The organism is Acinetobacter sp. 1294243 (assembly GCF_000588015.1).
Classification (GTDB): Bacteria; Pseudomonadota; Gammaproteobacteria; order Pseudomonadales; family Moraxellaceae; genus Acinetobacter; species Acinetobacter pittii.
Genome location: NZ_JFXG01000029.1, coordinates 1 through 18,439 on the forward strand (window position 1 = coordinate 1; position 18,439 = coordinate 18,439).

Annotated in this window: 23 protein-coding genes; 11 read left to right on the top strand and 12 right to left on the bottom strand. The window is 39.6% G+C overall.

Annotated features, from left to right (window positions below; all coding sequences use genetic code 11):
• Window positions 1–122: 122 nt before the first annotated feature.
• Entirely contained in the window at window positions 123–506 is a 384-nt protein-coding gene (locus tag J655_RS22990) for a GNAT family N-acetyltransferase (protein WP_002116928.1), read from the bottom strand.
• 102 nt (window positions 507–608) lie between these two features.
• Between J655_RS22990 and hisB the strand changes: the two genes are divergently transcribed.
• The 5 genes from hisB to hisA all read left to right on the top strand — a co-directional run bounded on the left by hisB (window position 609) and on the right by hisA (window position 4,072).
• Window positions 609–1,202: an imidazoleglycerol-phosphate dehydratase HisB gene (gene hisB / locus J655_RS22995; protein WP_002116767.1), complete on the top strand. Its 594-nt coding sequence runs from the start codon at window positions 609–611 to the stop codon at window positions 1,200–1,202.
• A complete protein-coding gene (gene hisH, locus J655_RS23000; RefSeq protein ID WP_032053301.1) occupies window positions 1,202–1,819 on the top strand; it encodes an imidazole glycerol phosphate synthase subunit HisH in 618 nt (205 codons plus the stop codon). Before hisB ends, hisH begins: the two co-directional genes overlap by 1 nt.
• Before the next feature lie 150 nt (window positions 1,820–1,969).
• Complete coding sequence (locus J655_RS23005; protein WP_032053303.1) at window positions 1,970–2,518, top strand: DUF805 domain-containing protein; 549 nt, start codon at window positions 1,970–1,972, stop codon at window positions 2,516–2,518.
• Between the two features lie 86 nt (window positions 2,519–2,604).
• The gene (locus J655_RS23010; protein WP_032006393.1) at window positions 2,605–3,246 is read left to right on the top strand and encodes a 3'-5' exonuclease; all 642 of its coding nucleotides are present in this window, start codon (window positions 2,605–2,607) and stop codon (window positions 3,244–3,246) included.
• Between the two features lie 94 nt (window positions 3,247–3,340).
• Window positions 3,341–4,072, top strand: coding sequence for a 1-(5-phosphoribosyl)-5-[(5-phosphoribosylamino)methylideneamino]imidazole-4-carboxamide isomerase (gene hisA, locus J655_RS23015; RefSeq protein WP_000905538.1), 732 nt, complete (start codon window positions 3,341–3,343; stop codon window positions 4,070–4,072).
• Window positions 4,073–4,126: 54 nt separating this feature from the next.
• Here the strand turns inward: hisA and J655_RS23020 are convergent, their stop codons facing one another.
• Entirely contained in the window at window positions 4,127–5,818 is a 1,692-nt protein-coding gene (locus tag J655_RS23020; RefSeq protein WP_032053304.1) for an ATP-binding cassette domain-containing protein, read from the bottom strand.
• Window positions 5,819–6,024: 206 nt separating this feature from the next.
• Complete coding sequence (locus J655_RS23025) at window positions 6,025–6,576, bottom strand: helix-turn-helix domain-containing protein (RefSeq protein WP_002116909.1); 552 nt, start codon at window positions 6,574–6,576, stop codon at window positions 6,025–6,027.
• A gap of 97 nt (window positions 6,577–6,673) precedes the next feature.
• On the opposite strand from J655_RS23025, the gene J655_RS23030 reads away from it, so the two are divergent.
• Window positions 6,674–7,576, top strand: coding sequence for a DMT family transporter (locus tag J655_RS23030; RefSeq protein ID WP_032006395.1), 903 nt, complete (start codon window positions 6,674–6,676; stop codon window positions 7,574–7,576).
• Between the two features lie 40 nt (window positions 7,577–7,616).
• Here the strand turns inward: J655_RS23030 and J655_RS23035 are convergent, their stop codons facing one another.
• The 4 genes from J655_RS23035 to J655_RS23050 are packed head-to-tail and all read right to left on the bottom strand — an operon-like array spanning window position 7,617 to window position 9,946.
• Window positions 7,617–7,922 (bottom strand): antibiotic biosynthesis monooxygenase family protein, encoded by a 306-nt coding sequence (locus tag J655_RS23035; RefSeq protein WP_005804501.1) that lies wholly within the window; start codon window positions 7,920–7,922, stop codon window positions 7,617–7,619.
• A gap of 3 nt (window positions 7,923–7,925) precedes the next feature.
• Window positions 7,926–8,318 carry a DUF4870 family protein gene (locus J655_RS23040; protein ID WP_005300857.1) on the bottom strand — a complete coding sequence of 131 codons (393 nt, stop codon included), beginning with the start codon at window positions 8,316–8,318 and terminating at the stop codon, window positions 7,926–7,928.
• 36 nt (window positions 8,319–8,354) lie between these two features.
• Window positions 8,355–8,984 (bottom strand): DUF1294 domain-containing protein, encoded by a 630-nt coding sequence (locus J655_RS23045; RefSeq protein WP_032053305.1) that lies wholly within the window; start codon window positions 8,982–8,984, stop codon window positions 8,355–8,357.
• 11 nt (window positions 8,985–8,995) lie between these two features.
• A complete protein-coding gene (locus J655_RS23050; protein WP_002117011.1) occupies window positions 8,996–9,946 on the bottom strand; it encodes a homoserine kinase in 951 nt (316 codons plus the stop codon).
• A gap of 112 nt (window positions 9,947–10,058) precedes the next feature.
• On the opposite strand from J655_RS23050, the gene hisF reads away from it, so the two are divergent.
• The gene (hisF, locus tag J655_RS23055; RefSeq protein WP_000880078.1) at window positions 10,059–10,817 is read left to right on the top strand and encodes an imidazole glycerol phosphate synthase subunit HisF; all 759 of its coding nucleotides are present in this window, start codon (window positions 10,059–10,061) and stop codon (window positions 10,815–10,817) included.
• A 40-nt stretch (window positions 10,818–10,857) separates the two neighbouring features.
• Here hisF and J655_RS23060 read toward each other — a convergent pair whose 3' ends face one another.
• Entirely contained in the window at window positions 10,858–11,496 is a 639-nt protein-coding gene (locus tag J655_RS23060; RefSeq protein ID WP_017481759.1) for a hypothetical protein, read from the bottom strand.
• 109 nt (window positions 11,497–11,605) lie between these two features.
• Between J655_RS23060 and J655_RS23065 the strand changes: the two genes are divergently transcribed.
• The 3 genes from J655_RS23065 (at window position 11,606) to J655_RS24945 (ending at window position 13,638) form a co-directional block, all read left to right on the top strand.
• Window positions 11,606–12,610 (top strand): AraC family transcriptional regulator, encoded by a 1,005-nt coding sequence (locus tag J655_RS23065; protein WP_032053307.1) that lies wholly within the window; start codon window positions 11,606–11,608, stop codon window positions 12,608–12,610.
• Between the two features lie 132 nt (window positions 12,611–12,742).
• Complete coding sequence (gene aqpZ, locus J655_RS23070; protein WP_032053308.1) at window positions 12,743–13,432, top strand: aquaporin Z; 690 nt, start codon at window positions 12,743–12,745, stop codon at window positions 13,430–13,432.
• 41 nt (window positions 13,433–13,473) lie between these two features.
• Entirely contained in the window at window positions 13,474–13,638 is a 165-nt protein-coding gene (locus J655_RS24945) for a hypothetical protein (RefSeq protein WP_081309245.1), read from the top strand.
• A gap of 10 nt (window positions 13,639–13,648) precedes the next feature.
• Here the strand turns inward: J655_RS24945 and J655_RS23075 are convergent, their stop codons facing one another.
• The 3 genes from J655_RS23075 to J655_RS23085 all read right to left on the bottom strand — a co-directional run bounded on the left by J655_RS23075 (window position 13,649) and on the right by J655_RS23085 (window position 15,714).
• Window positions 13,649–13,891: a hypothetical protein gene (locus J655_RS23075; protein WP_000476055.1), complete on the bottom strand. Its 243-nt coding sequence runs from the start codon at window positions 13,889–13,891 to the stop codon at window positions 13,649–13,651.
• 45 nt (window positions 13,892–13,936) lie between these two features.
• Complete coding sequence (locus J655_RS23080; protein ID WP_032053309.1) at window positions 13,937–14,536, bottom strand: LysE family translocator; 600 nt, start codon at window positions 14,534–14,536, stop codon at window positions 13,937–13,939.
• 98 nt (window positions 14,537–14,634) lie between these two features.
• On the bottom strand, window positions 14,635–15,714 hold the full coding sequence (locus tag J655_RS23085; protein ID WP_032053310.1) for a DNA/RNA non-specific endonuclease: 1,080 nt from the start codon (window positions 15,712–15,714) through the stop codon (window positions 14,635–14,637).
• Between the two features lie 255 nt (window positions 15,715–15,969).
• On the opposite strand from J655_RS23085, the gene J655_RS23090 reads away from it, so the two are divergent.
• Window positions 15,970–16,413, top strand: coding sequence for a hypothetical protein (locus J655_RS23090; RefSeq protein WP_032053314.1), 444 nt, complete (start codon window positions 15,970–15,972; stop codon window positions 16,411–16,413).
• A 54-nt stretch (window positions 16,414–16,467) separates the two neighbouring features.
• On the opposite strand, the gene J655_RS23095 is transcribed toward J655_RS23090, so the two are convergent.
• Entirely contained in the window at window positions 16,468–18,345 is a 1,878-nt protein-coding gene (locus J655_RS23095; protein ID WP_032053315.1) for a potassium transporter Kup, read from the bottom strand.
• Window positions 18,346–18,439: the final 94 nt, after the last annotated feature.

Genomic DNA, 18,439 nt, shown 5'->3' on the forward strand with positions numbered 1-18,439 from the left:
ACTGAGCTATCACGCCGAAGTGGGCGTATTAAACAATGTTTACAAGAAGACGTCAAGCAACTTCCGCGTTTTTTGTAACAAGTGATTATTTTTAAATCACAACTACAAAATAATAGAAATTTTTAGTGATGTAGTTTACCAATGTGAGCCAAACAGCGATGAATCGCGCCACAGCCTGGCTCAAAAGTTTTAACACCTTTTGACTCTTCTATGCGGCAAGCTTCTTCAACTAAGCGCTCAGCTACCCCACGACCACGGTTAGCAGGGTGCACAACAATATATTCAAGGACCTTGCTTTCGCCTTGTCCTGAAGACCAAATTGCACCTATAATTTTGGTGTTAAATTCGGCAGTGTATAGCGTGGTATACTGTTGTAAATCTTGTTCAAGTTGTTCAATCGCATCGTGCCCGTCACCAAACTCCGGACTTGTATCATACAGTCGCTCAAGCTGATCGCGGATCTCTGAATTATCTAGAGAACTATAAGCATGTACGGTAATAGGCATTGATTAACCCTCCTGAGCAAACTATGATGCTGTCACGAATTCGTCACAGCGAAATTGTCGTTAACATCCAATCATTTTTGACGTTTTTTGAGGAACGTGTCCATGACGCAACGTATCAGTGAAGTGGTTAGAAATACCAATGAAACCAAAATTCGAGTTCGTTTAAATCTCGACGGTACTGGTCAAGGCACACTAAACACTGGAGTTCCATTTTTAGACCATATGATTGATCAAATCAAGCGACATGGCTTATTTGATATCGATATTCATTGTGATGGAGACCTCGAGATTGATGATCACCACACCGTAGAAGACTGTGGTATCACGCTTGGACAAGCTTTTGCACAAGCTTTAGGCGATAAAAAAGGTTTAAAACGCTATGGTCATTTTTATGCACCATTAGACGAAGCTTTATCTCGCGTTGTTGTAGATTTATCTGGTCGTCCTGGTTTATTCATGGATATTCCATTTACTCGTGCGCGCATCGGTACCTTTGATGTCGATTTATTTTCTGAGTTTTTCCAAGGTTTCGTAAACCATGCGCTTATGACCTTACACATCGATAACTTAAAAGGTAAAAATAGCCACCATCAAATCGAAAGTGTGTTCAAAGCACTTGCTCGTGCTTTACGTATGGCATGTGAAGTTGATCCACGTGCAGAAAACACGATTGCATCGACAAAAGGTAGCCTCTAATGACACGTATCGCGTTACTTGATTATGGCATGGGCAATCTACACTCAGCTGCTAAAGCACTTGAGTATGTGGGTGCTACAGTCGATGTGACCAATGATCCAAAGTTAATTGCAAAAGCCGACAAAATTGTTTTTCCAGGTGTGGGTGCAATGCGTGACTGTATGCAAGGTATGCGTGAAGCAGGGATTGATGAAGTTGTACGTAAAGCTGCTTTTAATAAGCCAGTTCTTGCGATTTGCGTAGGCATGCAAGCATTACTACAAAGTTCTGAAGAAAATGGCGGTGTAGACGCATTAGGTATTTTTGACGGTGTCGTAAAACATTTCCCTCAAATGGAAGGTTTAAAAGTACCACACATGGGCTGGAACCAAGTTCACCAAATTGACCCAAGCCATCCAATGTGGAATAACATCGAACAAGATGCTCGCTTCTACTTTGTACATAGCTACTATGTCGAACCAAAAGATGAAAGCGTTGTGGCTGCGACTTGTGAGTATGGTGTGAACTTCTGCACAGCAATTCATAAAGATAATTTATTCGCGACCCAATTCCACCCAGAGAAAAGTCATACTGCTGGTTTGCAGTTACTTAAAAACTTTGTGGAATGGAATATTTAATCTGATTTAAAACTGAAAAAGATCAGGTCTAAATGGCCTGATCTTTTTTTTATTTACAATAACAACTAATCATTTATAGAATGATGTTTTATTCAACAAAATATTGAATATTTATACTTTTAAATAAAACCAAATGATCAGGAAAACAAAATGAATTCACCTTTCGAAAATCAGCCACTTCAACAAGATTCACCCTTTAAAGCTAGTGGTCGTTTTGGGCGACTCTCTTATGCTGCTTGGACATTCTTATTTTCACTCGTCATCGGTATCGCCGTTGTCATCATCGCTTTTACTTTTGGGTTTACATCTAGTCAGGAACTAACGGGTCTTTCTACGGCAGGCATGATTGTTATCGCCATTCTTTATATTGTTTGCCTCTATGTAAGCTTTGTATTTACCATCCGCCGCTTGCACGACCGCAATAATACAGGATGGCTATCGTTACTGATGCTGATCCCTGCCGTAAACCTGATTTTTATGTTTTATCTCTTTGCGGCGAAAGGTACAGAAGGCAATAATGATTACGGCCCACAGCGCCCTACTCTTGGTTGGGAACGCGTTTTAGGCTGGATTTATATTATCCTAATTCCACTTGCTTTGGTTTTTGCTGTCGTTGCCACAATCATGTCTCCAACCTATGAAGGCTATGTCGAGAAAAGTGAAAGTGTAGTCATTGGTACACCTTCTCAGTCTCAGTAATTTTTAAAGACATTCATAAAGCCTAGTCCTCTAGGCTTTATTCATATATAAAGTGAATAGCCCAATTCATTTGTACGCTGTTAAATATGTCCGAAGCCGTTGCCCTCCTTGATAAAGCCTCTATTCAGCAGCTTCCTCCTTTTGAAAATCTTAACCACCATAATATTGTGGTGATTGAAAATATTGAGCAATGCAAAAGTATTGAAGAAGAATTAAAAAACGCTGCAATTTTGGGATTTGATTCTGAGTCTAAACCTACATTTAAAGTGGGTGAAATCTCAACTGGTCCACACTTAATTCAACTTGCTACAACACAAAAAGCCTATTTATTTCATGTCAATTCATCGACTTTAAAATTCTTACAGCCCATTTTATCTAACCAGAAGCAAATTAAAGTCGGTTTTGGCCTTAAAAATGATAAGCACATTTTTCATAAAAAAGGCATAGAGTTAGAAAGTTGTGTCGACCTTGCCAAAGGGTTTAGTCACTTTGGTTTTAAACAGCAAATGGGCTTACAAAAAGCGGTGGCACTGTTATTTGGACAATATCTCGCAAAGTCGAAAAAAGTTGGAACTTCAAATTGGGCACGAAAGCCACTTACATCTCAGCAAATAAATTATGCCGCCGCCGATGCTTATGCTGCATTACTCGTATTTGAAGAGCTCAGAAACCAAAAACTATTACCTGCTCACATTTCACAAACTATTCAAACCGCACTTCAAGCGTAAAGTAATAAAAGTCTTTTCTAAGGCTTAGCGATTGATCAATACTTTGCTAAGATGTGCACAATTTCATAAACATGATGAAGCAAGGAGCGGAAGCATGCTAATCATTCCAGCAATTGACCTGAAAGATGGTAAATGTGTGCGTTTAAAACAAGGGCGTATGGAAGACGATACTGTTTTCTCTGACGATCCGGTTGCAACTGCCCAGCATTGGGTAAATGAAGGTGCGCGCCGTTTGCATTTGGTTGATTTGAATGGCGCTTTCGCAGGTACTCCAATTCATAAACCTGTTGTTGAAGCGATTGCTAAAGCTCAGCCAGAATTACCAATTCAAATTGGTGGTGGTATTCGCTCATTAGAAACCATTGAACACTATTTAGAAGCTGGCGTGACGTTTGTCATTATCGGTACTAAAGCCGTTCAAGAGCCTGAATTTGTAGAAGAAGCTTGTAAACGTTTCGCAGGCCACATCATTGTTGGTATTGATGCCATGAATGGTATGGTTGCAACTGACGGCTGGGCAAACGTTACTGATGTGAAAGCAACTGATTTAGCGAAACGCTTTGCTGATGCAGGCGTGTCTAGCATTGTTTATACAGACATTGCTCGTGACGGCATGATGCAAGGTGTAAACGTTGAGCAAACTGTAAACTTGGCTCAATACTCAGGTTTACCAGTAATCGCTTCTGGTGGTGTTACCAACCTTGATGACGTTCGTAACTTAAAAGGCCAACCGGGCATTTTAGGTGCGATCACAGGCCGTGCAATTTATGAAGGTACTTTAAACCTTCGTGAAGCTCAGCTTTTGTTGGATGAAAACCGTCTTTAATTCTTAAGATGTAAAAAAGAGCCGCTTTAGGCTCTTTTTTATTTTTGATTATCTTTAGTTTAATAACTTTTCTAAATCGATTACCTCATCCGCAATTTCCATCGCATAGGGTGAATGCGTAATCATGATTACAGATGGAACAACCTGCTGAATATATTCAAGTATATTTTTTGCAGTATCTACATCCAAGGCAGCAGTCGGTTCGTCTAGGATAAGGAGCTGCGGACGAGCTAAAAGACCTCGAAGAATACAAATTCTTTGCTTTTCTCCTCCTGAAAAATTCTTATAAATTTCAGTTAAATCATCATCGAGCGTTAGTTGATGCTTTTTCAAAATATGTAATAGATTAAATTGATCAAGCATCTGAAGTAAGTAAGAATCCTCATATATGTGCGAGGAGTTATAAACTAAATTATCTCTAAGAGAATAAGGGAAAATAACTGGTTGCTGTGCAACGTAAGTAACCTCATCAAAAATATGCTTAGAAAAGTTATAACTGATATCAATACTTTTATAGAAAAGCTGCCCTGATTGAATCTGGTACACGCCCATTAAATAATTCATTAGAGAAGTCTTTCCCAAGCCAGTTGACCCAATCACGACATACGTTTTATTGGCTAATATTGTTAAATTAAAATGATCTACGGCTCTTTTCCCAAGTAAAAATTTAGCATTTATAAATTGAAAGAGAACGTTGGAGTCTTGAACGATAGAATGCGTATAATTTTCTTTATTGAGATTAAAGTATTTTCGATATTTTGCTAAAGCGACAAAGTTACCATTTAAACGCATCAAGCTTTGAGAAACTGCTAAAAATGGATTGGTGAGTTGAATAATATAAGTACTTATCAATACGAAAGCACCCGGTGTAAGCTGCTTTTCAGTTGAAAGAAAGACTGTAAATAACATAAAAAAGAGTAAAAACAAAAAGATCAGGAACAATTGAGAAATCATCAATAGCCCTATTTTTTTATTCCTATCTTTAGCTGTTTTGATGAATGAGTCTAATGTGGTATTAAATTTTGACAATTGAAACGGTACTGCATTTTTTACTTTAATTTCATATGAATTTGAGATCTGATGTATCAAATCGCTATTTACCTGATTATCTTGTTGATACATTGAATCAAATAAAGAACTACTTCTTTTATTTATATGAAAGGAAACTAAAAAAATAACGATAGCTACCAATAAAAAACTGATACTAAAAAGTAAGCTAATAGTTGTAAATAAAACTGCAAAGATCATAACCAATTGAAAAATGATTGGCCCCAAATGAAGCAGCAACGTTAGATTTATCTCACCAAAAGCAGAACTTCCTCTTGCAAGATCACTGATGACTGTTCCAGCTTCAATTTGATCTTGCTCATCCTTTTTAAGATTTAAATAATTTTTTAACCCCGCAAAAATTAATGCTCCTTTGAAATCAACCATCAAATAAGCACTAAAAATATTTTTCGTCCAATTACATAACTCATTCGCTAACCATGCTGCAGCATAAGCGAGTACGATTAGATATAAGAAATTAAATGGAAGTCGAATATCTAGTGGAAAGTTATATGCCTGTGCAGAGTAATCAATAATAATTTTTAATAGGTATGGCAATAATGTCGTAAAGAATGCTGTAAACATTACTAAAAAAAACATGAGAAACATACTCCCTTTCTGCTTCTTATATTTTTCTTTAGAAACCTGCCATAAAAATTTATAGTTTTGAATATCTTGTGAACTTAATAAGAACTTCATTTCTGTATCTTTTTTCTATTAAAACGAGTTAAAAATAATTTCATTACACACGAAATATCATAGCTTGCCTTATTTATTCTTATTCGTATTTTTTGTTTAAATTGAATTCACAGGTTTTTAAGATAGGTCATATACCTCATATATGCCTTCAATAAACTGCATAAATTTTAAAAACATATATTTTATTAAAAAGCTTAAATTCCAAATCAATACACCACATTACGAGTAAATTTAAGCACTTGGTTACCACTATTGATATAGGTATAAGTAACAGAACTTTCAAAAATAAAAGATGAACCAGCTGGTATTATTTTTTTGCTGTCAGTAAATTGTATGGTCAACTCACCTTCTAATACGTAAATAATTTCCTGCCATCCGTCTGCATCTGCTTCCGCCACGTAAGACTCTCCCACTGCCAAAGACCATATCCAAAGCTCAACTTGGGAACGAGATGGAACTGAAGCGAGCAAGGTTGCTTTACTTTCTTCATCTTTACCCTGCCAAGCGAGTGCATTTACTACAGCATGTTCTTTATGCTCAGGTGCACTCACAATCGTTTTAAAATCGACACCCAACACTGCTGCAATCGAGTCGAGTTTGGCCAAACTAATATTGACCTGCCCTGTTTCCAAAGCAGCAATGGTTCGTCTACTCACCCCTGCCAGATCTGCTAAATCTTGTTGACTCAAATCTCGTTCATCTCTTAATGAACGAATATTTGTGCCCACGTGCTGTAAAACGGTACTCGACTGGCTCATAGAATGGATTAGTAAGAAAATTTGAGCAATATATTGCACAAAATACAAGAATAGCGCAATATGTGCAGTATATTGCACAATTTAATTTAACTTGAGTATGTCACCAATTTCTCTGAGTTCAAGCAAAGCCCCACAGTTAGCCCTCATTTTGATTACGATCATTTGGGGTGGAACATTTCTTACTGTGCAGTATGCACTGCATTTTTCATCGCCTATGTTTTTTGTAGGCTGTCGTTTTGCTGTAGCAGCTCTTACTTTGCTTCTTATCTCATTAAAAAGCATAAAAGGCGTCACGTTAAAAGATTTAGGTGCTGGTTGTGCGATTGGTCTTGTGATTGCGGCAGGCTATGGTACCCAGACCATTGGCCTGCAAACCATTCCCAGTAGTGAATCAGCATTTTTAACAGCGCTATATGTTCCGCTTGTTCCTATTTTAATGTGGCTCATCTTTAGAAAAATTCCACACATTATGACTTGGGTGGGAGCCGCTCTTGCTTTTGCTGGCCTTGTTTTATTAACGGGCAATGGTTTTGAACAAATTTCCTTAAGTTTTGGGCAACTTTTAACAGTCCTAGGTGCCTTTGCGATTGCTTTAGAAATTATTTTTATTAGCTACTTTGCTGGAAAGGTGAATTTACGCCGCGTCACAATCATTCAACTTGGTGTCGCTTCTCTACTTTCTTTCGCCATCATGCCTATGGTAGGTGAACATACGATTCCAGCATTTTCATGGCCCCTAGTACTGATTGCTGTTGCATTAGGTTTAGCGAGTGCGCTCATTCAATTTGTTATGAACTGGGCTCAACGTGTGGTTGATCCTTCACGTGCTGCAATTATCTATGCTGGCGAACCTGTTTGGGCAGGCATTATTGGCCGAATTGCAGGTGAGCGTTTGCCATTGATTGCCCTTTTGGGAGGTGCTTTAGTGGTCTTAGGCGTTTTAGTCAGTGAGTTAAAAATTAAGCTACCAATTAAAAAAGCTAAAAGAATTCGAGAATAAAAAAAGAGAGCTTAACGCTCTCTTTTTTACTATCTATCTATTATTTTTTCTTCAATAACGTACACGGTTGGTAGTACTCAACCGTCGGCATTGGGTCATAAAATGGATGGAGCAAAGTCTTCCACTCCTGATAAGCCTCAGACTTTCTAAACCCTTCTGTATGGTTTTCAATTTCATCCCAGAAAATCATTAAAATATAATGATGGGGATCGGTTGCATGCTTAATCAGTTGGACCGCATTAAAGCCTTCCATTGGATAAACAATATGTTTAGCCTGCTCGAATGCTTCAAGAAATGCTTCACTTTGCCCAGACTTTATACTCAAATGTACATGTTCAATAATCATAATTTATTGATACATCGGGCGGTTATCATTTAACGCAATCAATCCACGAATTGCACGATATACAATCCAGATCCACGCAGCACCAATTACACCCACACAGAATACGGTCGATGAAATGGCAACCCCTGCAAACAGGTCAGTATTTTCACCTGTAAAGAACAAGAAAATAAACGGCAGAAAGGCAATAATATTCCAAGCCAGATACCACCAGAATGTTCTGATTTGCCATGTAAAGTGGCTCGCAAAAATCGAGCCTTGTACATCAGACCGTTTTACGTAGTTAATAATTAAAGCAATAACCGCAAGTAAGCCGCCTGTAAAAATGGCAACAATATAAAGTACATATAAAATAAGTGTTAAAGTACGATTTGGATCTTGGTCGATAGAACTATTCATTTTTATACCTCTCAAGTTTATTAAAACGATTTACTTTTATGAGCCCCGCAATACGTTTAAGGGAGAAATTAGCCACAAAATCAAAAGTAAATGAAAGAATATGGTACAAAAATAAATCTTACGAAAGGGTTGTTTTTGTGTTTTATGTCTCAGTTTTTGTTGTGCCCACCATGCAGCTGGCCAACCTCCTAAAAAGCTAACAATGTGCAATGTTTGTTCAGGTACACGGCGATTACCCAATTGTGCGGCTTCTTTATCTTGAGAATAAAGCCAATAACTTAAGGCATTCATCATTAAAACAAATAACAACGTATAAGCTGGCAAAATATGAATAAAGCTCATAATTCCCATTAAAACGAAATAAAACACGATCCCCATTTGCATTGCAGACCATGGACTGGCTTGAAAAGAAGATTCTGCTTTTACGGGCTTTGACGCTTTTCGGGGTTGAGATGCTTTTAAATAGGTGACCTGCTGAGCACGAAAACGGCCTCGTTCATCGAGAATCACCCGATATTCCAGTGCACATCCAATAATTGGCCGAGGTCCGGGGCGTGCAAAATCTTTGATATGCAAAAAGACTCGCTCTTTTTCAGCATCATCCGGCTGAATAAAGCCATAACCTTTTTCGTCGAACCATTCGACTAAACGCCCCTGATCTCGCATCTCTATTCCTTTTATGCTTTTACATGGCTTAAACGGTCTTGCATCATTGCTCGCATTTCTTGCGGGTCTTTTTGCAAAATGTCGTCGCCTGTACGTCCTTCTTCTTTATTTTTTTGAGCAACTTGCAAACGCATTGACCAAAAACGGCACGCTGCCATTGCCAAGAATACATCTAAACATGCAAGCTCATCTGATGTAAGCGTACGAACTTTTTGGTATGCCGCTAAGTAAGCTGCGACTTTGTCTGAGTTTAAATGCGCTGCTGGATATTCGGTACAAAAATCATTGATGGTAATCGCAATATCAAACAGTAATTCATCTTGATTTAACTCATAAAAATCTAGAATACCTTGTAATTGCTCACCTTCAAACAAAGTATTGTCACGGAACAAATCAGAGTGAATAAAACCTGTTGGTCGATTTGAATACTGTGCTGTTTTCGCATTAAAAGCTTGATAGACCTGCTCAAGTAAAGTTTGGTCATCTTGAGTCATGCTTGGTTTAAGCTGTTCTGCAACGCCTGTCCAATATTGATGATCACGTCGATATTCACGCTCAAGCGGAAAATCTTGTAAAGCGACATGTAACTTCGCCTGTGCATCTGCAATCGCTGCGACTTGCGCTACTGTAGTTTGCATGGGATGGTGTCCCATTAAACGTGGTGCAATTTGTGCAGGCTTGTCTGCAATCACATGAACCGCTTGTCCGCTATGTTTTAACGGCACGGCAACGGGTACATCATGAGTCCCTAATTGCTCAAGTACAGGAATAAGTTCACCTGCACCTTGTGCATCTAACTCTTCAAATACAGTCAATACATATTGTTTGCGGTTTACATCAACCAAAAAATAATTGGTGTTTTGAATACCTCCCTGAATTGGGTTCAGCTCCAACACCTCTAATCCATAAGGTGCAGCAAAGGTGCGAACTTCATCTAAACTCAACGGGGTATAAACCGACATGGAAAACCTGCAAAAAACATCTGTGAAGTTTGATAGAATACCTCTTCCCTCCATGAAGGTGTAGCGCCTGTGTAGGAACTTTCACCAACGGCGATTATTTTTGGAAAAAGCTATGCTTGCTAAACGTATTATTCCTTGCCTAGACGTTGATAACGGACGCGTAGTTAAAGGCGTTCAATTCCTCGATATTCGTGATGCTGGCGACCCTGTTGAAGTGGCACGTCGCTATAACGAACAAGGTGCAGACGAAATTACTTTCTTAGACATTACCGCTACACATCATGGACGCGATACCACTTACCGTACTGTTGAACGTATGGCCGAGACTGTATTTGTGCCATTAACTGTCGGTGGTGGTGTACGTAAGGTTGAAGATATTCGTGCGTTATTAAATGCAGGTGCAGACAAAGTGAGTATTAACTCGGCTGCCGTATTTAACCCTGAATTTGTTCAAGAAGCTTCTCAGCACTTTGGCGCACAATGTATTGTGGTTGCGATTGATGCCAAAAAAACTGGCGACAACAAATGGGAAATCTTTACTCACGGTGGCCGTAAACCAACTGGTATTGATGCCATTGAATGGGCTGTAAAAATGGCTGACTATGGTGCCGGTGAGCTACTCATTACCAGTATGGACGCCGACGGTACTAAAGCAGGTTACGATATTGCATTAATGCGTGCTATTAATGACCGCGTTACCATTCCAACGATTGCCTCAGGCGGTGTAGGTAACTTACAACACCTTGCAGATGGTATTTTACAAGGTGGTGCCGATGCAGTATTGGCGGCAAGTATTTTCCACTTTGGTCAATATACGATTCCGGAAGCTAAACAATATTTAGCTGAACAAGGCATCGAAATGCGCTTGTAAGCTTAATCATAATTAAAGGGGCGATATGCCCCTTTATTTTTTATGCCGCACCATTTATTTCTTTCACTTCACTAGGAAGTTCTAGTTTTTCTTTTTTCTCGACCCATTTTGCTGGAAAGATTTTTTCTACAGCTTGAGTTAACGGTTTAGCAAATAAAGTAGGCAACCGAACACCCAAAGGATTTTGTTCTTTTAAATCTGCCGAAGACACCACACGTGTTCCCATCACATAATCAAACCAAGGTTTGGTCACACACCAATTGGCATCTTGATTAGAGTTCATGTGGTGGTCGTAATGCCATGGAATTTTACGCTTTGCCCATTCAGGCTCTAAATGTGCACGGCGATGAATATAATAATAATTTCCAGCACTGTACCAAGCTGCGAGTGCCATGCCTTTTGAAAATGGATAGAAAATTGCGCTTGAAACGGTTGCCACCACAGCAAGCGAAATTAACTCATTTTTAGTTCGCCAGTTACCAACGCCCTCAACATAGCAATCATCATGAAATTGTTGTTTACGGACTTCACGATGGTGTGCCCAATGAGATTCCATGCTTTTTGGTACTGGGCTATAGCGCGGTTGTCCCACACGGTGTACACCATGCAAAATATATTTATGCGCCACCCATTCAAATGCATTCGCAACTGCAATTCCGGCAATAAACCCTTTTAACATCACCTAACTCCTTTTTCTTTTTATTCAGCATATAAAATTCGTTATGCTAGGTATTGACCAGAATTTATGGTTTCATTGACAAATCACGACAAGAAAGAGGTGGTTAGGGATGCCACAACTAAAGAATTATACAGGCTCAGTGTATGGAGGGCTGGGACATCTATTAAAAGCTTATTGCGAAGCCAATGAATTAGCTATTCCAGAACAATTAGAACAAATTCAAAATCTGGAACGCTTTGACTACGTCGTTTGGCGTGATCTATTAGAAGTGATTTATAAACTGGACCCGAAGCCGGGATTAGGTCTGGAAATTGCCAAATATGTGCAACCCAAACACTTAGGGATTATTGCCTACCTTGCTCTCTCTTGCGACAACTTAGGTGAAGCCTTAATTCGCTATCATGATTTTCACCGTCTGATTTATGACGGGAGCCCATTAGTGGTTGAGCTACAAGGGAGATATGGTTCTATTCGCTGGGAAGCGACTGAGCTACACCCTACCCAGCTTACCGATGAAATCGCGATTGCGTTGGTGATTCAGTTCTTACGTCTTTTTATGTCTCATGAAGACGTGCATTTACATGAAGTACGTTTCTTAAATGCTGCTCCTAAAAATATTAGAGTCTACGAACAATACTTTCAATGTCCCGTTCGTTTTAGCCAACCACGTACAGAGTTACTCATTCCAATTACGGAAATTCATAAGGCCCTCAGCAGTGCCGACCATACCTTACAGCAGCTATTAGTTCAGCAAGCACAAGCGCTGTTAGAGCAATTACCAAATTCAACCCAACTTGATCAGCGTTTACAGCATTCAATTTTGACTGGGCTACAAAAGAATCAATATCAAATTGAACATATTGCTGCTCAATTAGGCCTATCAGTTCGACAACTCCAACGACATTTACAACAACAAGACACCACCTTTCAGGAACGCGTTCAACAAGTGCGCTTTATGCTCGCAACCGAGTATTTAAAAGATCCGCATTTAAGCTTACAAGAGATCGCACTTTTACTTTGTTATTCAGAACAAAGTGCTTTTCAAAGAGCATTTAAACATTGGACCAATCAAACACCCCAGCAATGGAGGGATCAATTTTCAGACAAAGAATAACCAACCAAAACTTACAAATCTTTTCTTGATTAAAACAACACTGAAAACAAAAATTTCATATAGTCACATGCTTAATTTTTTGCGACATACTTCACACTAATTAAAAAATACATCAATAGATGAGTAATCACAATGAATAAATATTTTGCTGAATTCCTAGGTACGTTTTGGCTAGTCTTTGGTGGTTGTGGTAGCGCAGTTTTAGCCGCAGCTTTCCCTGAACTTGGTATTGGCTTTGCAGGTGTAGCCCTTGCCTTTGGTTTAACCGTACTCACAGGTGCTTATGCTCTAGGGCATATCTCAGGTGGACATTTTAATCCCGCGGTAAGTGTTGGCCTTTGGGTCGGTGGCCGCTTCGATGTTAAAGATTTAATTCCCTATATCATTGCTCAAGTGGTCGGTGCGACTGCTGCTGCATTTGTTCTCTATATTATTGCTCAAGGCCAAGCAGGCTTTAGTGGTGTTGGTGGTTTTGCTTCAAATGGTTTTGGAGATTTATCACCAAACAAGTTTGGCTTAAGTTCAGCTTTCATTATTGAAGTAGTACTTACAGCTTTCTTCTTAATCATTATTTTAGGTGCAACCGATCGCCGCGCGCCTGCTGGCTTCGCTCCTATTGCGATTGGTTTAGGCTTAACACTCATTCACTTAATCAGTATTCCAGTCACGAACACTTCAGTGAACCCTGCACGTAGTACAGGTGTTGCGTTCTTTGCTGAAACGGCTGCATTAAGTCAATTGTGGTTGTTCTGGGTGGCACCGATTTTAGGGGCTGTGATTGGTGCGATTATTTATAAGGTAGTTGCTGGGGATAAAGATTAACTTTACCTAGACTCAATTTACTATCGCGGAGGGTGACATGGATGTCACCTGTTGAGCAGGGGTACATGGATGTACCCTCTGATCAACAAAGCCTTTTGTTTACTTTTGGGCTTTCAAAAGTAAAAAATGTCTATACACACTTAATAAAATTTAACGTGGTATTAAAGACTGTATTGCAACATGACCATGCTAAACATCACGCATAGCATGCATAAATTACAAAAACGGATTATTAATTTCTTGTTCAGCTGGACGTTCAATTTTCTCAGGTAATTCTTCTTTTTCCAAAGCTGCAACTACATCGTTTAAAAAGCTCTGTAAAGCCTTTGCCTGTTCTAACCCGACTTTGTCTTTGGTAATTTGCAAATTGCCATAAATACTGACGCAATCGACATCATTTTCTAATGTTAAATCTTCAATTGATGAAGACTCTGTACCCTTTTCAAATGGCTTAAACATATGTGTTGTCTCGTTGTTATATATTCACAGTGTAATACGATCAATTTAAAAAAAATCGATCAAAATTAAAAGTGCCGATAAAATTAAGAAAACGCCCATTAAGATATTAAAATATTTCAACCGGTTGCCCTGATTAAGCACCACTGAAAATTTATCACCACATAGTCCCCAAAAGAACAAACACGCGTAGCAAGTGAAAAAATAAATAACGATAAAGATCGGCAACGACTCTGGGTTTTCAATGCTAGTAAACATGGTAATGCCTGACACACAAGCCAACCACGCTTTAGGATTGAGCCACTGTAACAAGAAACCATCTTTAAAATTAGGAATAATAATTTGCTCTACAGGAGCACTTGAAATGGAAATATTGGCGGCAGCAAGAATAATTTTTATGCCGATATAACAAACAAATAGCGTTCCGCAAACTGCGAGAACTTTTAGCACAATAGGAAACTGAGTTAATAAACTCTGAAGACCAAATGCCATAAAAATTAAAAGTAAGGTAAAACCAATCGTGGCGCCTGAAATATAGGGAATCGATCTTTTTAAACCATGATTTAAACTGGTCGATAAAATAACAGTATTGACTGGGCCTGGGGTAATAGACATTGCAAATGAAAAAAGAAACATCGAGGCAAACATTGTTATTGTCCTTATTAAAATAGAATCCATAGACAGATCTGTCTATGGATTCTATTTTAAACAATTACGATGTTGCAATAACAATCAAAAAAAGCTGCTTATTTCATTATTTGCAAGAAGTAGTTCACCAATGCTTCAACCAGTTGCTTCACAATAGCTTGGCGTGTTTCTTCGTCAATCTCTGGAACTTTTGCTTCCATCGGTTCTGTAGAGCCACTTTTTTGCTTTTTAAACTGGTCTTGTAACGCTTGAATTTGTTCGGCATTTAAGTCTTGTTCACACTGACTTTCACCATCCCAGTGTAAATAGTCTAACTTTTGATTTGCCTTAACTTGACTCGCTGTTAAAGGTAGGCGATAGACATTACGCTTTTGTTGCTCGGTTAACTGCGGGAATAGGTTAACGCCTAAGCGCTCCTCAAGGTAGCAAACACTCACGACTTTTACTTGTAGAGAGTTATTGTTAGGTGCGTAATAAGCCCCGATCGCGCCAGTTTTTGGCATATAGACCGCTTTATAAACTGCGGTTGGTACAATCACACCCTGCCCAATCGTTTTAAGACGTTTGCCTTCAAAAACAGGGCCTGTCACCACATAAACATCTTGTTTTTGTTTAGTGGCAATAGCACGGGTCGCTTCTTCGAGCTTACGCCAGACTTCTTGGTTATTTTTAGGTGCTTGCGGCACCATATTGCTGAGCGAGAAACTATCAGATTGGGATTCTTTATTTGACATATCACCATTAGGTGCCATATGCCCACGGTCATAGCCTGAACCGCGATAGTCACTTAACAGTGCCCGATGCTTTTGAGGAACACGCGTTTCTTCATGGAAGTTATCTTCACGTTTAATTTTGACACTTAAACGTTCTGCATCTAAATGCTCGGCCGACCATAATGGTGTTTTAGAAATGCCAGAATAGAGGACATTAAAACCGTTAAAGCACAGTGGATAGCTGTCTTTTTTTAAGCTTTCTTTATTTAAAGCAGGCGGAACTTCTCGATAAAACTGGTTAAGACAAGTCGAGTTAGTACTTAAAGGCGAAAACCACTGCGAAATCTTTTCACTACCGAAAGCAATTGCAAAGCTTCCGGCTGCAATACAAGCAAGAATAATCTTGCCAAAATGCTCACTTAGAGAGAATGAATTTTTACCTTTACTGCGTTTTTTACTTGCCATGTTTCTATCAATACTACTGTCCAGACGCAGCTTAACAATCCTGCTTTTTTAAGTATATCTCTTATCTTTCATATGGTTAAAACATGGTCATCTTTTTTGTAACTCTATTTCCCCTTACGTAACAATCTGTTGGAATTATGAGAGGCTTTGGCTATTGAATTACGTCAATTGCGTATCTTTCGTTGAAATGCACTTATGGCTTATGACATGGTTAGCTCCACAAATTTGGATAAAAATATAATCGGAGTCCACTTAATGATCCATTCAAAGATTATTGGTATTGGCGTAATCACAGGATTGTGTAGTATGGCAGCATTAGCTGAGCCAGCAGTCCAGCCAGGAGATACTTTAGAAAGTTTGTCTAAAGTGAAAGTTACTACCACTGTAAATGGCCAACCTGGTTCTATTAGCGATTTAGTCAATAGCGGACAAGTACAGCAAGTTTCTGCTGCACCAACAAATGCAGCGCCTACAGGTGCTCCTATTCCGGCAGATGTTCCACCGGCACCTCCAGCAGGTGGTGAAATGGCGCCACCAGCAGCACCAACTGATGCAGTACCACCTGCACCAAATCAAGCGCCTCCAGCGCCACAAGATCCAAACACACCACCGCCTCCGGCAGCTCCAAATCAGTCGGCAGATCCGATGGCAAAAGATGGTGCTTTACCAGCAGATGCACCAATGCAACAAGCTCAATAATCAGAGCCATAAAAAAACCAAGACATCTGTCTTGGTTTTTTATTACATCAATTTTTATATTTCGATTTGGCTACCTAACTCAACCACACGGTTGGTTGGAATTTGGTAGAAGTCACTCACTGGACTAGTATTACGCTGCATAGAGATAAAGAGTTTCTCTCTCCATGGAGACATACCATCGCCCACTGAATGCACAATACGATCACGGGAAATGAAGAAGCTGATGTGCATCAAGTCATACTCAAGACCAAGCTGTTCATAGGCTTGCATCAATGCTTTTGGTACATTCATTTCATCTTTAAAACCGTAGAAGATTTTAATACGGAAGAAATGTTCAGCTAATGTTTCTGTCGTAATACGCTCTTCGGGTTCAACATAAGGCACATCTTCAATCACTACAGTGACCAAGATATTACGCTGATGCAGCACCTTGTTATGCTTAATGTTATGCAGCATGGCATGTGGCACAACGTTTGGCGTACCCGTCATAAATACTGCATCACCCGGCACCCAGTGCACGCTATTACCAATACTTTTTACAAACAAATCGAGCGACAATGTATCGTGTTCAAGCTTGGCAAAAGTAAGCTCACGACCACGTTTCCATGTCATTAAAATGGTCACGGCAATCGCACCAATGAGTAGTGGTACCCAACCGCCAGACAAGATTTTAAGTGAAGTTGCACCGACTAATACCGACTCTAAAATAAAGAACGGAATAATCAGGAGCAGCACTTTTGGCAGGCTCCACTTCCAAGCTGAATAGATAAACACCGCAACCAAAATCGTGTCACACAGCATGGTTAAGGTGACAGCTAAACCATACGCACTTGCAAGGTTCGAACTGCTTTTGAAGATCAAGATTAGGATAATAATTGCGATTAAAAGTAACCAGTTTAAGAAAGGAATATAGATCTGGCCTTCTTCAGACTCAGACGTATGTTTAATACTTAAACGTGGTAAATAACCCAATTGAATCGCTTGGCGCGCAAGAGAAAACACCCCAGAAATTACAGCTTGAGAAGCAATTACCGTTGCCATGGTCGCCATAATAATCATTGGGTAAAGTGCCCATTGCGGCACCAATAAATAGAACGGGTTTTCAATTGCCGCTGGGTCTCTGAGCAATAATGCGCCCTGTCCTGCGTAGTTTAAAACCAAGCATGGCAACACCACAAAGAACCATGCCATACGTATTGGTACTGGTCCGAAGTGGCCCATATCCGCATAAAGTGCTTCACCACCCGTTACCGTTAACACCACAGCGCCCATAATGAAAAAGGTCATTACTGGATGATGATAGATAAACTGAATGGCCCAGTGTGGACTGAACATACCCAACACCACAGGGGTCTGAATAACACTGTGAAGGCCTAATAATCCTAAAGATAAAAACCACACCATGGTGATCGGGCCAAAAAACTTACCGACAAAGGCCGTACCGTGTTTTTGTACCAAAAACAACGAGATGATAATGGTAATCGCAATCGGCATGATAAACGGGTCAAACACATCGGTGGCAATAGACAAGCCTTCGACGGCTGACAATACCGAAATGGCTGGGGTAATAATACCGTCACCAAAAAACAGCGATGCGCCGATAAATCCAATGGCAATCATGTAGATTTTTTTGTTGTCGGCAATTTTGGCTTTACGTAAGTTCAATGCGAGTAAGGCCATGATCCCGCCTTCGCCGTTGTTGTCTGCACGCATGACAATGGCGACATACTTGATGCTGATGATCAGCATTAAGCACCAAAAAATAATAGATAAAATTCCTAATACGTTTTCAGGCTGAATTCCCAACCCATGCGCTGCATGGAAGGACTCTTTCAAGGCATAGAGCGGACTTGTTCCGATGTCTCCAAAGACCACTCCAAGAGCTGCCAAAGCCGTGGCAGGCAAGGTCGCTTTTTTGGCCGTATTTTGCATTGTGTAATTAAACCAATATGATTTTTAGCGCAATCTTATCACCTCTATTATTTTTTTTCTGTAATGCTCGTCTTAAATCTTGGCAGGACTCGTT

Bases quoted from the DNA above. Each gene is read 5' to 3' on its own strand.
- J655_RS23045 (WP_032053305.1), bottom strand. From the start codon at position 8,984: ATGCGAGATCAGGGGCGTTTAGTCGAATGGTTCGACGAAAAAGGTTAT.
- J655_RS23075 (WP_000476055.1), bottom strand. From the start codon at position 13,891: ATGTTTAAGCCATTTGAAAAGGGTACAGAGTCTTCATCAATTGAAGAT.
- hisH (WP_032053301.1), top strand. From the start codon at position 1,202: ATGACACGTATCGCGTTACTTGATTATGGCATGGGCAATCTACACTCA.
- J655_RS24945 (WP_081309245.1), top strand. From the start codon at position 13,474: ATGTCACCTGTTGAGCAGGGGTACATGGATGTACCCTCTGATCAACAA.
- J655_RS23095 (WP_032053315.1), bottom strand. From the start codon at position 18,345: ATGCAAAATACGGCCAAAAAAGCGACCTTGCCTGCCACGGCTTTGGCA.
- J655_RS23080 (WP_032053309.1), bottom strand. From the start codon at position 14,536: ATGTTTGCCTCGATGTTTCTTTTTTCATTTGCAATGTCTATTACCCCA.
- J655_RS23090 (WP_032053314.1), top strand. From the start codon at position 15,970: ATGATCCATTCAAAGATTATTGGTATTGGCGTAATCACAGGATTGTGT.
- J655_RS23025 (WP_002116909.1), bottom strand. From the start codon at position 6,576: ATGAGCCAGTCGAGTACCGTTTTACAGCACGTGGGCACAAATATTCGT.
- J655_RS23040 (WP_005300857.1), bottom strand. From the start codon at position 8,318: ATGAATAGTTCTATCGACCAAGATCCAAATCGTACTTTAACACTTATT.
- J655_RS23010 (WP_032006393.1), top strand. From the start codon at position 2,605: ATGTCCGAAGCCGTTGCCCTCCTTGATAAAGCCTCTATTCAGCAGCTT.
- J655_RS23035 (WP_005804501.1), bottom strand. From the start codon at position 7,922: ATGATTATTGAACATGTACATTTGAGTATAAAGTCTGGGCAAAGTGAA.
- J655_RS23020 (WP_032053304.1), bottom strand. From the start codon at position 5,818: ATGAAGTTCTTATTAAGTTCACAAGATATTCAAAACTATAAATTTTTA.
- hisB (WP_002116767.1), top strand. From the start codon at position 609: ATGACGCAACGTATCAGTGAAGTGGTTAGAAATACCAATGAAACCAAA.
- J655_RS23085 (WP_032053310.1), bottom strand. From the start codon at position 15,714: ATGGCAAGTAAAAAACGCAGTAAAGGTAAAAATTCATTCTCTCTAAGT.
- J655_RS22990 (WP_002116928.1), bottom strand. From the start codon at position 506: ATGCCTATTACCGTACATGCTTATAGTTCTCTAGATAATTCAGAGATC.
- hisF (WP_000880078.1), top strand. From the start codon at position 10,059: ATGCTTGCTAAACGTATTATTCCTTGCCTAGACGTTGATAACGGACGC.
- J655_RS23005 (WP_032053303.1), top strand. From the start codon at position 1,970: ATGAATTCACCTTTCGAAAATCAGCCACTTCAACAAGATTCACCCTTT.
- hisA (WP_000905538.1), top strand. From the start codon at position 3,341: ATGCTAATCATTCCAGCAATTGACCTGAAAGATGGTAAATGTGTGCGT.
- J655_RS23060 (WP_017481759.1), bottom strand. From the start codon at position 11,496: ATGTTAAAAGGGTTTATTGCCGGAATTGCAGTTGCGAATGCATTTGAA.
- J655_RS23065 (WP_032053307.1), top strand. From the start codon at position 11,606: ATGCCACAACTAAAGAATTATACAGGCTCAGTGTATGGAGGGCTGGGA.
- J655_RS23050 (WP_002117011.1), bottom strand. From the start codon at position 9,946: ATGTCGGTTTATACCCCGTTGAGTTTAGATGAAGTTCGCACCTTTGCT.
- J655_RS23030 (WP_032006395.1), top strand. From the start codon at position 6,674: ATGTCACCAATTTCTCTGAGTTCAAGCAAAGCCCCACAGTTAGCCCTC.
- aqpZ (WP_032053308.1), top strand. From the start codon at position 12,743: ATGAATAAATATTTTGCTGAATTCCTAGGTACGTTTTGGCTAGTCTTT.